This is a genomic window from Kribbella sp. NPDC004536 (genome assembly GCF_042873835.1).
Taxonomy (GTDB): Bacteria; Actinomycetota; Actinomycetes; order Propionibacteriales; family Kribbellaceae; genus Kribbella.
Genome location: NZ_JBIALY010000004.1, coordinates 172,280 through 185,532 on the forward strand (window position 1 = coordinate 172,280; position 13,253 = coordinate 185,532).

Here is a 13,253-nt window from a genome sequence, read left to right on the forward strand (position 1 = left end):
TTTGGCTCACAGTGCTCTCGATTGGGCACCTGAAGCGACTTGCGTTCCACGATTCGAGACGGCAGTATCGTCTCATGGACAACTCTAGCGGAGTCGGCGTTCTCGACAAAGCAGCTCTCGTTCTGTCCGCGCTCGAGTCCGGGCCGGCGACCCTGGCCGGACTGGTGGCGGCGACGGGGCTGGCGCGCCCGACGGCACATCGGCTCGCGGTCGCTCTCGAGCACCACCGGCTGGTCGGGCGCGACATGCAGGGACGCTTCGTGCTCGGGCCGCGACTCAGCGAGTTGGCCTCCGCCGCCGGTGAGGACCGGCTGCTCGCGACCGCCGGCCCGGTGCTGGCGCGACTGCGCGACATCACCGGCGAATCGGCACAGCTCTTCCGCCGCCAGGGTGAGTACCGGGTCTGTGTCGCGGCCGCCGAGCGGCCGTCCGGTCTGCGCGACACGGTCCCGGTGGGTTCGCAGCTGACCATGGCGGCCGGGTCGGCCGCGCAGATACTGCTGGCCTGGGAGGACCCGGAGCGGATGCACCGCGGTCTCCACAACGCCTCGTTCAACGCCGCGGCGCTGGCCGGCGTCCGGCGCCGCGGCTGGGCGCACTCCGTCGGCGAACGCGAGCAGGGTGTGGCGTCGGTCTCGGCTCCCGTCCGCTCCCCCAGCGGCAAGGTGATCGCGGCGGTTTCGGTCTCCGGGCCGATCGAGCGGCTGTCCCGTCAGCCCGGCCGGATGCACGCACCGGCCGTGATGGCGGCCGCCGAGCGGCTGTCGGAAGCGTTGCGACGCGCGTCCGAGTAGTTGTCACGCACCGTTGCCGAGATCACCATGAGAGCTAATAGCCCTCAAGGAGGTCTGACATGGAGCGGGACTGGCTGACTCTCGGCTGGAAGATGTTGCTCGTCCGCGGTGTCCTCGGCATTGTTTTCGGGATCCTGGCGATCGCCTGGCCGATCTCCACGGCGATCGCCCTGGCCCTGTTGTGGGGCCTCTGGGCGCTCACCGACGGGATCGGATCGATCGCCCAGGCCTTCCAGCCCGAACATCACGGCAGTCGGCTCTGGCTGATCGTCCTCGGGGTGATCGCCCTGCTCGCCGGGTTCTTCGCGATCGTGCACCCCGGGATGACTGCTGCCACGCTGACCTGGATCCTTGGGATCTGGTTGATCGTTCGCGGCATCTTCGAGCTCGCCGGCGCGTTCAGCAGCCACCTGCCGATGCCACGTTGGCTGCTGGTGCTGAACGGGCTTCTCTCCCTCTTCATCGGGATCCTTTTCGCCGCCAACCCGGGCGCCGGCGCCGTCAGCATCGCGGTTCTGCTCGGCGTCACGGCGTTGGTCTGGGGCGCAGTCCTGATCGGCGTCGCCTGGTCCGTCCGTAAGGCCGCCGCAGGCCCCGCCGCCGACACCGGCACCCCGTCCCCCGCCTGAAGCAACTGTGGGCTGTCCCCGGACAGCCCACCAAACCGCGCCCGGCGATGGTGGACCGGACCTGCCGCAGGCGGACCGGGCGCGGATTCCGCGTCGAGGACGTCCGCGTGGGCGGTCACCCGCCGATGGTGGACTGGTGTCAGGCGATCGTCTTGCCCTGGGTGGCCTTGCGGTCTTGCACTGTCTGGGGCGGGACCGCGGCGGTGGTGCCGACCTCGGCGGGCGCCTTCGCAGCTTCGCGGGCACCCGCGACACCGTCACCGGCCAGCCGGGACGCCGCCGCTCCGTCGGCGCCCGCCCCGGTGCCTGTCTGTGCCCCCGCCGCCCCCGCTCCCGCCGCCGCCCCCGCTCCCCCTCCCGCCTCGGCTCCCGCTCCCCGTCCCGCCTCGGCCTGCGCCGCCGCTTCCCCTCCCGGCTCGGCCTGCGCTCGCGCTGCCAGTTCGGCGGTGCGGTCGGCGGCTTGTGCGGGTGCGGCTTGCTGCTCCAGCCGGGCGATTGCCCGGCCGACGTCTTCGCCGATCCGGCGGCCGAGTGTGTCCGCGCGCCGTTCCAGCCCGTCGCGTTCCCGGGATTCGTCCAGTTCGTCGATGGCCCGGCCCAGCTGCTCGTGGATCGTCTTGCTCAGGTAGTCGGTCGCCCGGGCCCGCGTGGCGTCGTCGGCCGCGCCGAGGACCGGCGAGCGATTGACGAGAATCTCCGCCGCGACCCGTGCCTTGTCGGGCTGCGGCGAGGCGTGCATGCGATCCAGCAGCCGGCCGTCCGCGAGATTGCGTCGCTCCGTCGGGTCGAGGTGGCCGGCGAAGGCGTCGACGAGTCGCTCGTTCGGAGTGGCCTGGGCAAAGTCGTTGTTCTTCCGGAACGCGTCCGCGGCGTCGGCGGAGATCACCTTCGTGGCCTGGAGCTCCTCGACGACGTACTGGGAGTGGAACCGGCCGACCGCGCGACCGACGGCGTTGGCCAGCTTCCGCCGGTCCGGGTCGTCGGGCTCGTGGGAGTACGGCCGTCCGGCACCGGCGCTGAGCTCCTCGGTCAGCCTGAGCGCGAGCCGCTGCAGCTCGCCGACTTCCTTGCCCTCCGGCCAGTTCCGCGACCGGAACATCCCCGTGCTGCGGCCGAGCCTGTTCAGCCGCTCGCCGTCACCGTGGTCGCGAACACCGCCGGAACTGACGCTGCCGGTACCGACGACGAGGATGCCGTCGCGAAGCCGCTCGGGCGAGGAGGTCGGGCCGAGCAACACCCGGTCGTCGTGCCGGGGTGGCGGCTTCACTGCCAGCCGCCCATGAACGGCTGCCTCCCACGCAGCGACTACCCGGAGTGCCTTCTTCGTGACTGATACCTCTGCCATCTGGCGGATTGTTCAGCCCCGAGGTGAACGCCGATCAACGGCCGCCGTACGGCACGGTGAGGATCTCCAGGTTGTGGCCGTCGGGGTCGTCCCAGTAGAGGCCGCGGCCGCCGTCGTTGGTGTTGATCTCGCCCTCGTGCCGATGGAACGGGTCGGCCCAGTACGTCAGGCCGCGCTCGACGATCCGGGCGTGGATCTGGTCGAACTCGTCCTCGCCGACCAGGAAGGCGTAGTGCTGCCGGTGCGGCTGCCCGTGGTCGTCGGCGAAGTCCAGCGACGTGCCGTTGCTCAGCTGCACCACAGCGAACGGCCCGAATCTGCTCGGTTCACCCAGGCCAAGGATCTCGGCCAGGAACCGCGCCGACGCCTGCTTGTCGGTGCAGCTGACGATGGTGTGGTTGAAGTCGATGGCCATTCATCCACCGTACGCCGGTTATCCGGCGCAACCGCAGGACGTGTTGGGCTGCAGCTCGTAGTCGAGGACGTGCCGGGCCGCCGCGGTGTTCGAGCGGTCGAGCAACAGTTGCACGGCGCGGCGGGCGGTTTCCTCGATGGGTTGGCGGACGCTTGCGAGCGGCGGGATCGTCACCGTGCACTCGCTGGTGCCGTCGAACCCCATCACCGCAACGTCGTCCGGCACCCGCAGCCCGGCTTCCCAGGCCGCGAACAGTACGCCGAACGCCTGCTCGTCCGTCGAGCAGTAGATCGCCCGCGGCGGCCGCTTCTGCTGGAACCACGGCAGTACGGCATCCCGCGCGGCGAACCGGGACACCGGCGCGGCGACGTACCGCGCAGAAGCCCGCGGATGTGCCGCCAACGCGCGCTCGATCCCGCGCCGGTGTTCCGCCGTACCAGGCGACTCCTCCGGCCCCGTGACGACGCCGAGCGTGCGGTACCCGTGCGACAGCAGGTGATCCGCCGACGCCTCGGCGCCCGCGACGTAGTCGATCGAGAGCGTCGACACCGTGACTCCGTCGGGTACCGGGTGCAACGCGACGACCGGTACGCCGGCCGCCGCGAACCGCTGGATGGCCGGCTCCACGAGCAGCGAGACGAGGACGACCCCGTCGACCTTGCGCTCGATGAACGACCCGATGTGCGCCGACTCCTGCGCCGGGTCCCCGGCGGAGTCACCGATCAGCAGCAGGTGGTCGTGCTGCCGGGCGAAACTCTCCAGGTGTTCGGCGAGCGTCGCGAAGTACGGGTTGCGGATCTGCGGGATCAGCAGACCGAGCGAGTACGTACGGCCCGCACTCAGTGCGCGGGCGAGGATGTTCGGCCGGTACTCGAGTTCCGCCGCGGCCTCGAGTACGCGGCGGCGGGTCGCCGCGGACACCGGCCGCGGACCGTTGTTGAAGACGTAGCTGACGACCGCGGTCGACGTACCGGCGCGCTCGGCGACGTCACGTGCGGTCGCCATCGATCTCCCCACGCTGCACAGCGTATGCCGTCCCACCGGCAACGATCCGCCGCGTGATCTCCTCGGCCACGGCCTCACTCTCGACCGCGGTGACGATCCGCACAGTCCCCTCGACATCCGCGGCGAACGTACTGTGCCCACCCTCAGCAATCTGCACCTTGCCCAACTCCGAAAAGCTGAACAGTTCCGGGCAACTCAGCGCGAGCACCGCCACCGGATCATGCGGCACGTTCCACGTCTCGTTCCAATAGGCCCACCACTGCTCGATGTCAGCTCCGAGCGCCGCCCCCAAAGGCCCCGCCGCCCGGATCCGCTCCAACCGGGCCTTCTCGATCGTGACCTGCCGGGTGATCTCCAGCCCGGTGATCGTCGTCGGGATCCCCGCACTCAGCACGGCCCGCGCCGCGACGTCGTCGGACTTGAAGTTGTGCTCGCACACGTCGTCGCCGAACGACCCGCCCATCACCCACAGATGCCGGATCCACCACGCCGCCTGCGGCTCGAGCGCCAATGCGGCAGCGATGTTGGTCAGCGGGCCGATCGCCGCCACGTCGAGCTCACCAGGTCGCTCGCGTAGCCGTTCCACCAGCCGTTCCGGCGCACCGTCCGCACTGATCGTCTCCGCGTCCAGCCCGTCGTGCAGCGTGCCTTCGTGCCCGGCCCACCACACCTCCCGTCCGGACAGCGGCTCGGCGAGTCCCGGTACGACGTCCAGCTCGCGGCCGGCGAGTACGCCGTACCGACGGGCGAGCTGAGCCCGCAGCCGCGTGTCGCCGTACACGGTGTGGACCTCGGCGAGGTCGACCTCCGGGCTGCCGAGCAGCTGGGCGAGCGCCATCGCGTCGTCGACGTCGGAACCGATATCGGTGTCCAGGATGAGGGATCGCACAGATCTCCTTTACTTGAGTCCGGTGCTCGACACGGACTGGACGAAGTACCGCTGGAAGCCGGCGATGACCGCCAGCGGGATGACGGTGAGGACCACGGCGCCCGCGAACACGAGCCCGTAGTCGGCGAAGTTCTGGCCTTGCAGGTTCGACAACGCGACCGGTCCGAGGATGTGTTTCGCGTCGGTGCCGATCAGCAGCGGCCAGACGTACGCCTGCCACTGGAAGAGGAACAGCATCAGCCCGGCGCCGATCAGCGCCGGCTTCGACAACGGCAGGTAGATCCAGCGGAACACACCGAACCACCCGAGCCCGTCGAGCCGCCCGGCCTCGACCAGCTCGGCCGGGATGCCCAGGAAGAACTGCCGGAGCAGGAAGATCGCCATCCCGTTCCCGATCCCCGGCAGCACCAACCCGGTGAACGTGTTGGTCAGGTGCCAGTCCCGGAACATCGTCGACAACGGGATCGCGATCGCGTCGAACGGCACCAGGAAGCTCAGTACGACGATGCCGAACACGAGCCCGCGACCGCGGAACTCGAACGCCGCCAGCCCGAACGCCGCCGTCGCGCAGACCGCGAGCCCGATGACGACGGTGAGCGCACTGACGAAGATCGAGTTGAGTGTCGCGCGGCCGACGTCACTGCTGAGCAGAGCCGAGTAGTTGTGCAACGTCGGTTGCAGCTCGAAGAACGTCTGCCACGACAGCTTCAGATGCGCGAACGTCTCCGAGCCGGGGCGCAGCGAGTTCGTCACCACCCACAGCAGCGGCAGGAAGAACAGGATGCCGACGACCCCGCCGAGCGCCGAGAGGCTGACCCGTTTCACTGGTCACCTCGCAGCAGCCGGAACTGACCCGCCACGATCGCCAGCGTCAGCGCGACCAGGATGACCACCTCGGCCTGCGCGACATGGATGTCGCCGAGCGCGTACGCGCGGTTGTAGACGTCGTACATCAACAGGTTGCTGTTGCCGTTCGGCCCGCCCTTGGTGAGGATCTGCACCGGCGCGAACACCAGCAGGTTCGACACCGTGTCGGCGACCAGGACGAACGCGAGCGGACGCCGTACCAACGGAAGCGTCACCGACACCATCCGGCGCCACGGGCCGGCGCCGTCGAGCAGCGCGGCCTCGCGGACCTCGACCGGGACCTCCTGGATGCCGGCGATCAGGAACAGCATCCAGTACCCGACGCCGATCCAGGAGAGCAGCACGATCAGCGACGGCAGTACCTGGCCCGGCGAGGTGAGGAACGGTTGCGCGGGCAGGCCCAGCCGTTCTAGTACGCCGTTCCCGAGACCGTCCGGGCGATAGATGACGCTCCAGATCACGGCCGACACCGCCGGCGGCGTGGCGATCGGGAGGATCACCAACGTCCGCCAGAGCTTCGAACCGGCCGCCTTCTGGGTGAAGAGGACCGCGAGCAGGAACGACACCACGACCTGGATCGGGTTCACCAGTACGGTGAAGAGCAACGTCACGCCGACCGACTGCCGGAAGTCCTTGCTGGCCAACAGGTCCGAGTAGTTGCTCAACCCGGCGAACACCCGGCCCCCGCGCAGCAGGCTCTCGCTGTAGAAACTCTCTACCACCGCTGAGATCGCCGGGACGATCCGCAGTACTGCGAGACACACCAGCGCGGGTGCCAGGAAGGCCAGGGCGATCAGGCCCTGCCGCTGCCTCATTTAATCGACTTCCAGGCCTCGTTCAGCTGTTGAGTGGCCTGCTGGAGTCGCTGGTCCGGGTTCGTCCCGTTGCGGATGTCCGCGAACGCCTTGCCCATCACTTCCTCGAACTGGATGTACCCGACGCTCACCGGCCGCGACACCGCGGTGTGCTCACTCTCGTACGCCGTGATCGCCGCGGCACCGGCGGTCTTCGTACCTGAGAAGGCATCCATCTTCGGGGTGTACTGCTTCTGCGCGTCCAGGTTCGCCGGGATGATCGTCGTCGTACTCGTGGTGGCGAGGTTGCCGGCCGCGTCCAGCGTCGCGAACTCGACGAACTTGCGGGCCATCCCCTGCTGCTTCGACGCCGGGTTGACGCCGAGCGACCACGATCCGGTCGGGGTGACCGGCTTGCCGCCCTGGAAGTACGGCAGCGGCGCGACGCCCCAGTCGACCTTGGAGCTGCCGAAGATCTTCAGGTCCCACGGGCCGCCGACGAAGAACGCCACGTCACCGTTGGCGAACACCGGTCCGGTCTGGAACCCGCCGATGCCGCGCGGCGACAGCCCGCTCGCGAACGTCGCGCCGTACCACTGCATCGCCTTCTTCCAGCCGTCGGTCTCGACCGCGGGCGTGAGCGCGTCGTCGCCCTCGATCCCGGAGCCGCCGCCGAGCGACTCGGCCAGCGGCTGCAGCTGGTAGTACGCCTCGGGCTGCTCCATGAACAGGCCGTACTTGGTACCGCCGGACTGCATGCTCTTCCGGCCGGCCGCCTCGACCTGCTCCCAGGTCCAGCGCTGCAGCGGGTCGGACGTCGGCGGCGTCACCTTCGCCTTGGCGAGCGCGGTCTTGTTGTAGAAGAGGTACTGCGTCGAGTTCCACATCGGTAGCGACCAGAGCTTGTCGCGGAAGTGGTTGGTCTCGTACGCCGCCTTGGTGAAGCTGGTCTTCACCTTGCCGTCGAGGTCGCTGAGATCGACGAGGAAGCCCTTCGCGGCCAGCTGCGAGACCCGCGGCTCGTCGACGGTGTAGACGTCGATGCCGGCGTCCTTCGCGCTCAGCCGCTGCTGCATGGTCGCGTTGAACTGGTCGAACGGGATCTGGGTATAGGTGACCTTGATCCCCGGGTTCTTCGCCTCGAAGGCCTTGATCACGGGCTGGTAGGTCTCGGCGTTGTCGGTGCCGGTGAAAGTGATCGTCCCGGTCTCGGGGCCTGGGTCGGCCGTGGTGGTGCCGCCGGCCCCGGACGAACCGCCGCCGCAGCCGGCCAGGAGCAGGGCCGCGGCAACCACCGCAGCCGGAAGAGCAAAGAGGTTCCGCCGCACAGCGATCCCCTTTCCATCGCGCAGGAGAAGGTCTAAGCGGTTAGACTCTAAGCGCTTAGACCTGGAGCTGTCCAGGAACCCGAGCTTTGCGGAACATAGTTCGCGCCTGGTGCAGGAAAAGTTCCGAAGACCCCGACCGAGGGTGACGGTGGCCGGTGCGGCCGGCCCACAACGTACGAGCGCCCTCCACCGGGTGGTGGAGGGCGCTCGGCTCTGGTAGCCCCGACGGGATTCGAACCCGCGCTACCGCCTTGAGAGGGCGGCGTGCTAGGCCGCTACACAACGGGGCCAGAGTTTTGTCATCCGAACCTTGCGGCTCGGGCAACGAGGTTGAACTTTACCGATTTTCATCGGCGCGGTCCAATCCGCTGGGGTACCAGGACTCGAACCTGGACTAACTGAACCAGAATCAGTCGGGCTGCCAATTACCCCATACCCCAAAGGCATTTCACTGAAGTCAGAGAGTTTGTTTCCGCCCTCACCAACCCGGCTCGGAGAGCTTACCCGAGCATGCGACCGGACACCAAAACGGCCCCCCGTCGGCGGGTTGTCACTCCCGTCACACCTGTCGCGGCGATCCCACCGGCAGGGTCGCCAACGGCAGGTCCGACTCCTTCTGCAGCTTCATCCGGTCGGTCAGCCAGACCGCGATCACCCCGAACGCGGCGAACTTCACCACGTCGATCAGCACCAGCGGCCAGGGCGCGTCCTTCACCTCGAGACTCGCCCCGAGCGAGTTGGTCAGACCCGCGAACACGAACGTCACCACGTTGTTCGCGGCGTGCGACGCGATCCCCGACTCCAGCCCACCGGTCCGGATCGCGAGGAAGCCGGCCACCAGACCGAAAGCGAGCCGGTCCACGAACAGCGCGGGACTCTGCCACGGCCAGATCCCGTGCGCCGCGGTGAACAGCAGCGCGGTCACGATCACGGCGACGATCGAGCCGCGCAGGTACGAACCGACCGCCTGCAGGAGGTAGCCGCGGAAGTAGTACTCCTCCCCCGCGGCCTGGATCGGCGACGTCAGCAACGTGATCACGATGATGCCGACCACGTCCGGCGCCGCCGGACCGCCGTGCCGCTCACCGGTGGCCAGCGGCACGTTGGCGAGCTGGATGACCGCGAACGACAGCAGTTCGAGCGCGATCGCGACCAGCGAGAACCAGGCCAGCGGCCGCCAGCGCAGCTTGCCGACCACCGAGGACAGCAGCCCCGGCGTCTGCCGGTTCAGCACCCTGGCGACCAGGATCGACAGCGGGATCAGGACGATCAGCGTCAGGTTCGTGAACAGCAGCCCGATCCAGGACAGCGTGCCCTCGGGATCGGGGTGCACCGCCTGCCGGACGCCGAGGATGAGCAGCCCGAGGAACATCCAGCCGACGAGGATCGTGAGCGTGCCGAGAACGACGTACGCCCGGGGGGTGACGTCGTTCTTCAGCAGCCTTTGGTACGGCGTACCGCTCATGAGGTGATGGTGCGCGCCTGCTCGAGCCGGCGCAGGGACTTCTCCCGGCCGAGCAGTTCGAGCGACTCGAACAGCGGTGGCGAGATCCGGCGCCCGGAGATCGCCACCCGGACCGGCCCGAACGCGTTCTTCGGCTTCAGCCCGAGCCCGTCGATCAACGACGCCCGCAGCGCGGCCTCGATCGCCTCGGTCGTCCACTCCACATCCGCAAGCGCCTTGGCGGCCGCGTCCAGTACGGCGTTCGCGTCACCGGTCAGCACCTTCGCGGCCGCGTCCGGGTCAACCGTGAAGCTCGCGTCGTCGACAAACAGGAACCCAAGCATGTCGACCGACTCGTCGAGCGTGTTCATCCGCTCCTGCACCAGCGGTACGGCGGCCTTGAGCACGGCCAACTGCTCGTCGGACGGCTCCGCCGGCAGCACCCCAGCCCGGGCGAGGAACGGAATCGTCCGCGCCGCGAACTCGTCCTGCGGCAGCAACCGCATGTGCGCGGCGTTGATCGCCTCACACTTCTTCGGGTCGAACCGGGCCGAGTTCGAGTTGACCTTGCGGATGTCGAACGCCTCGACCATCTCGTCCATCGTGAACACGTCGCGGTCCTCGGCGATCGACCAGCCGAGCAGCGCCAGGTAGTTCAGCAGGCCTTCGGGCAGGAAGCCGCGCTCGACGTACTCGCCCAGCCCGGAGCCCTTGTCCCGCTTGGACAACCGCTTGTTGCCTTCGCCCATCACGAACGGCAGGTGCCCGAACCGCGGCGTCCGGCCGCTGCCGACGCCGATCTCGGCGAGCGCCTCGTACAGCGCGATCTGGCGGGGGGTCGACGGCAGCAGGTCCTCACCACGCAGGACGTGGGTGATCTCCATCAGCGCGTCGTCCACCGGGTTCACCAGCGGGTAGAGCGGGTAACCGTTCGCCCGGACGAGTACGTAGTCGCCCAGGTTCTCCGGCAGGAACGTGATCTCGCCGCGGACCAGGTCGTCGAACACGATCGGACGGTCCGGCAGCCGTAGCCGGACGACCGGCCGGCGGCCCTCGTCGACATACGCCTGGACCTGCTCCGGCGTGAGGTTGCGGCAGTGGCCGTCGTACCCGCTGTGCTGGCCAGACGTCCGCGCGGCCTCGCGGCGCTGGTCGAGCTCCTCCTGCGAGCAGTAGCAGTGGTACGCCTTGCCCGCGGCGAGGAGCTTCGCGACGACGTCGGCGTAGATGTCCATCCGCTCGGACTGCAGGTACGGCCCGAAGTCGCCGCCGACCTCGGGGCCTTCGTCCCAGTTCAGGCCGAGCCAGCGGAGGGCATCGTAGGTGTAGCGGTAGCCCTCCTCGGTGTTGCGAGCGGTGTCGGTGTCCTCGATCCGCAGCACCAGCTTGCCGCCGTAGTGCCGGGCAAATGCCCAGTTGAACAGCGCGCTGCGGATGTTGCCGACGGTCAGCAGACCTGTCGGCGACGGTGGGAAGCGCACCCGCACCTCGTTCGGGTTCAGGTCGCCCAGCACGTCGTCAGTCACGCACGATCACCTTGTTCGTCAGAGTTCCGATTCCTTCGACGCTGACCGAGACCTCGTCGCCGGGCAGCATCGGACCGACACCCGCTGGGGTGCCGGTGAGGACCACGTCGCCGGGCAGCAGCGTGGTGAAGGAGGTGATGTAGGCCAGCACCTCCGGGATGTCGAAGATGAACTGGCTCGTCCGCCCGTCCTGCTTGGGTTCGCCGTTCAGTTCGGTACTGACCCGCAGGTCGGACACGTCCAGCTCGGTGGAGATCCACGGGCCGAGCGGGCAGAACGTGTCGAAGCCCTTCGCCCGGGCCCACTGCCCGTCGGTCTTCTGCAGGTCGCGTGCGGTCACGTCGTTCGCGATCGTGTAGCCGAAGATCACCTCGTTGACCCGCTCCTTGGGCAGGTCCCGGCAGATCCGGCCGATCACGATCGCCAGCTCGCCCTCGAAGTGCAGGTCGTTGGTCTGCTCCGGGTAGACGATGCCGTCGCGCGGGCCGATCACGCTGGTGTTCGGCTTCAGGAAGATCATCGGCTCCGTCGGAATGTCGTTGCCGAGCTCGGCGGCGTGCGCCGCGTAGTTCCGGCCGACGCAGACCACCTTGCTGCGCGGGATCACCGGCGCCAGCAGCCGGACGTCCGCGAGTTGCAGCTTCTCCCCGGTGAACTGGGCCGACCGGTAGAGCGGGTCCGAGTCGAGAACGTTGACAGTGCCGACGAGCCCCTCGGGGTCGTCGGTCTCGACGACGCCGTACTTCGGCTCGTCGTCCACGGAGAATCTGGCGATACGCACGGAGTGAGCCTACCGTCGGTGCGGAATGAGACAGTATTGCGGTGACTTTCGACATCCGGTTGGCGGTTCCTGGTGAGTACGACGCGGTCGGCGAGCTGACCGTGGACGCGTATTCGCACGACGGTTTCGTTCGCGGTGAGTACGCGATGACGCTCCGTGCCGCCGCCGACCGCGCGGCGAAGGCGGAGCTCTGGGTCGCGGCCGATCCGTCCGGCCTGCTCGGCACTGTTACCTATTGCCCGGTCGGGTCCGTGTATCGCGAGATCGGCCTGGACGACGAGGGTGAGTTCCGCATGCTCGCCGTCCACGGCCGCGCCCGCGGCCTCGGCGTCGGCACCGCGCTGACGCAGCGCTGCATCGACCGGACGCGCGAGCTCGGGCAGCGGCGGATCGTGATGAGCAGCGCCCAGTACATGACCACCGCCCACCGCCTGTACGAACGCTTGGGCTTCCACCGCCTCCCGGAGCGTGACTGGGCCCCCATCCCGGGCGTCGATCTGTACGCATTCGCCCTCGACCTATGACCACGCTGACGTTTGCCGAATGGTCGTCGTACGCCGCCGAGCACACGAAGCGGGTCGACGTACTGCTGGCTGATCACCTCGAACGACGAAAGTGCCGGGAAGCGCATCCCGTTGAGGATTTCCTCTTCACGTATTACCCCACCCGTCCGAACCAGTTGCGGGTATGGCATCCGGGGCCGGGGGTTCGGCTGGAGGACGGGGCTGTTTACGAACGCCGGCGTGGGTACGTGGTGGTGGACGGAACCGCTTCGCTCGACCCGGCTGAGGTTGAGCGTCGTACGGACAGCATCAAGTGGATCCGCGACCTGCTGTCGTCCACGCTCGACCGGCAGCCGCAGTTCGGGTGTTTCGGGCTGCACGAGTGGGCGATGGTGTACCGGACCCCCGAAGTACGGCACGCGGCCTGGCCGCTCCGGCTAGGTGCCGAGGGCACCGATCAGGTCGTCGAGACGCACCGGATCGGCTGCTCGCACTTCGACGCGTTCCGGTTCTTCACCACGCCGGCCCGCCCGCTCAACACGCTCCAACCCACCCGCGAATCCCAGCCGGTGCTCGAACAAGGCGGCTGCCTGCACGCCAACATGGACCTGTACAAGTGGGCCTGCAAGCTGATGCCGTTCACGCCCAGCTCGCTGCTGCTCGAGTGCTTCGAACTGGCCCGCGACATCCGGACTCTCGACATGCGCGCCTCGCCGTACGACCTGGCCACGCTCGGCTATACACCCGTGCGGATCGAAACCCCTGAAGGTAAAGCGGAGTACACGGCCGCCCAACGCGCCTTCGCCGACCGCGCCCGCCCGCTCCGCAGGCAACTCGTCGACCTCTGCGAGGCGCTGCTCGGCTGACCGTCCCGAGTTGTCCACAGACGCGAGTGTCGAAGTATTGACACCAGTGTCGAATCCTTCCTACCGT

The 13,253-nt window shown here is 68.4% G+C and carries 14 protein-coding genes and 2 tRNA genes; 4 read left to right on the forward strand and 12 right to left on the reverse strand.

The window, feature by feature from the left end; translation table 11 throughout:
• The first annotated feature begins 74 nt into the window (after nucleotides 1–74).
• Both ACFYRU_RS34100 and ACFYRU_RS34105 read left to right on the forward strand, forming a co-directional pair.
• The gene (locus ACFYRU_RS34100) at nucleotides 75–794 is read left to right on the forward strand and encodes an IclR family transcriptional regulator (protein ID WP_130387568.1); all 720 of its coding nucleotides are present in this window, start codon (nucleotides 75–77) and stop codon (nucleotides 792–794) included.
• A 59-nt stretch (nucleotides 795–853) separates the two neighbouring features.
• Nucleotides 854–1,423, forward strand: coding sequence for an HdeD family acid-resistance protein (locus ACFYRU_RS34105; protein WP_387666524.1), 570 nt, complete (start codon nucleotides 854–856; stop codon nucleotides 1,421–1,423).
• A gap of 139 nt (nucleotides 1,424–1,562) precedes the next feature.
• On the opposite strand, the gene ACFYRU_RS34110 is transcribed toward ACFYRU_RS34105, so the two are convergent.
• From ACFYRU_RS34110 to ACFYRU_RS34165, 12 genes are all read right to left on the reverse strand, one after another.
• Nucleotides 1,563–2,768, reverse strand: coding sequence for a hypothetical protein (locus tag ACFYRU_RS34110; protein ID WP_387666527.1), 1,206 nt, complete (start codon nucleotides 2,766–2,768; stop codon nucleotides 1,563–1,565).
• A 34-nt stretch (nucleotides 2,769–2,802) separates the two neighbouring features.
• Nucleotides 2,803–3,183, reverse strand: coding sequence for a VOC family protein (locus tag ACFYRU_RS34115; protein ID WP_387666530.1), 381 nt, complete (start codon nucleotides 3,181–3,183; stop codon nucleotides 2,803–2,805).
• A gap of 18 nt (nucleotides 3,184–3,201) precedes the next feature.
• Nucleotides 3,202–4,200, reverse strand: a complete 999-nt coding sequence (locus ACFYRU_RS34120; protein WP_387666533.1) for a LacI family DNA-binding transcriptional regulator — start codon at nucleotides 4,198–4,200, stop codon at nucleotides 3,202–3,204.
• Nucleotides 4,172–5,077 (reverse strand): nucleoside hydrolase, encoded by a 906-nt coding sequence (locus ACFYRU_RS34125; protein WP_387666535.1) that lies wholly within the window; start codon nucleotides 5,075–5,077, stop codon nucleotides 4,172–4,174. Before ACFYRU_RS34125 ends, ACFYRU_RS34120 begins: the two co-directional genes overlap by 29 nt.
• A 9-nt stretch (nucleotides 5,078–5,086) precedes the next feature.
• A complete protein-coding gene (locus ACFYRU_RS34130; protein ID WP_387666538.1) occupies nucleotides 5,087–5,902 on the reverse strand; it encodes a carbohydrate ABC transporter permease in 816 nt (271 codons plus the stop codon).
• Nucleotides 5,899–6,759, reverse strand: a complete 861-nt coding sequence (locus ACFYRU_RS34135) for a carbohydrate ABC transporter permease (protein WP_387666540.1) — start codon at nucleotides 6,757–6,759, stop codon at nucleotides 5,899–5,901. The genes ACFYRU_RS34130 and ACFYRU_RS34135 overlap by 4 nt, the downstream gene beginning before the upstream one ends.
• Nucleotides 6,756–8,066: an ABC transporter substrate-binding protein gene (locus ACFYRU_RS34140; RefSeq protein WP_387666543.1), complete on the reverse strand. Its 1,311-nt coding sequence runs from the start codon at nucleotides 8,064–8,066 to the stop codon at nucleotides 6,756–6,758. Before ACFYRU_RS34140 ends, ACFYRU_RS34135 begins: the two co-directional genes overlap by 4 nt.
• A 214-nt stretch (nucleotides 8,067–8,280) precedes the next feature.
• A tRNA-Glu gene (locus ACFYRU_RS34145) sits at nucleotides 8,281–8,356 on the reverse strand.
• Between the two features lie 78 nt (nucleotides 8,357–8,434).
• Nucleotides 8,435–8,506 (reverse strand) — tRNA-Gln (locus tag ACFYRU_RS34150).
• Nucleotides 8,507–8,625: 119 nt separating this feature from the next.
• Nucleotides 8,626–9,531, reverse strand: a complete 906-nt coding sequence (locus tag ACFYRU_RS34155; RefSeq protein WP_387666544.1) for a CPBP family intramembrane glutamic endopeptidase — start codon at nucleotides 9,529–9,531, stop codon at nucleotides 8,626–8,628.
• On the reverse strand, nucleotides 9,528–11,036 hold the full coding sequence (gltX, locus tag ACFYRU_RS34160) for a glutamate--tRNA ligase (protein ID WP_387666546.1): 1,509 nt from the start codon (nucleotides 11,034–11,036) through the stop codon (nucleotides 9,528–9,530). Before gltX ends, ACFYRU_RS34155 begins: the two co-directional genes overlap by 4 nt.
• The gene (locus tag ACFYRU_RS34165) at nucleotides 11,029–11,817 is read right to left on the reverse strand and encodes a fumarylacetoacetate hydrolase family protein (protein WP_387666549.1); all 789 of its coding nucleotides are present in this window, start codon (nucleotides 11,815–11,817) and stop codon (nucleotides 11,029–11,031) included. Before ACFYRU_RS34165 ends, gltX begins: the two co-directional genes overlap by 8 nt.
• Nucleotides 11,818–11,858: 41 nt before the next feature.
• On the opposite strand from ACFYRU_RS34165, the gene ACFYRU_RS34170 reads away from it, so the two are divergent.
• Both ACFYRU_RS34170 and ACFYRU_RS34175 read left to right on the forward strand, forming a co-directional pair.
• Entirely contained in the window at nucleotides 11,859–12,341 is a 483-nt protein-coding gene (locus ACFYRU_RS34170; RefSeq protein ID WP_387666551.1) for a GNAT family N-acetyltransferase, read from the forward strand.
• Nucleotides 12,338–13,186, forward strand: a complete 849-nt coding sequence (locus ACFYRU_RS34175) for a 3-methyladenine DNA glycosylase (protein ID WP_387666553.1) — start codon at nucleotides 12,338–12,340, stop codon at nucleotides 13,184–13,186. Before ACFYRU_RS34170 ends, ACFYRU_RS34175 begins: the two co-directional genes overlap by 4 nt.
• Nucleotides 13,187–13,253 lie beyond the last annotated feature (67 nt).

Coding starts and splice junctions, on each gene's coding strand:
- ACFYRU_RS34105 (WP_387666524.1), top strand. CDS start 854: ATGGAGCGGGACTGGCTGACTCTCGGCTGGAAGATGTTGCTCGTCCGC.
- ACFYRU_RS34110 (WP_387666527.1), bottom strand. CDS start 2,768: ATGGCAGAGGTATCAGTCACGAAGAAGGCACTCCGGGTAGTCGCTGCG.
- ACFYRU_RS34115 (WP_387666530.1), bottom strand. CDS start 3,183: ATGGCCATCGACTTCAACCACACCATCGTCAGCTGCACCGACAAGCAG.
- ACFYRU_RS34100 (WP_130387568.1), top strand. CDS start 75: ATGGACAACTCTAGCGGAGTCGGCGTTCTCGACAAAGCAGCTCTCGTT.
- ACFYRU_RS34155 (WP_387666544.1), bottom strand. CDS start 9,531: ATGAGCGGTACGCCGTACCAAAGGCTGCTGAAGAACGACGTCACCCCC.
- ACFYRU_RS34135 (WP_387666540.1), bottom strand. CDS start 6,759: ATGAGGCAGCGGCAGGGCCTGATCGCCCTGGCCTTCCTGGCACCCGCG.
- ACFYRU_RS34175 (WP_387666553.1), top strand. CDS start 12,338: ATGACCACGCTGACGTTTGCCGAATGGTCGTCGTACGCCGCCGAGCAC.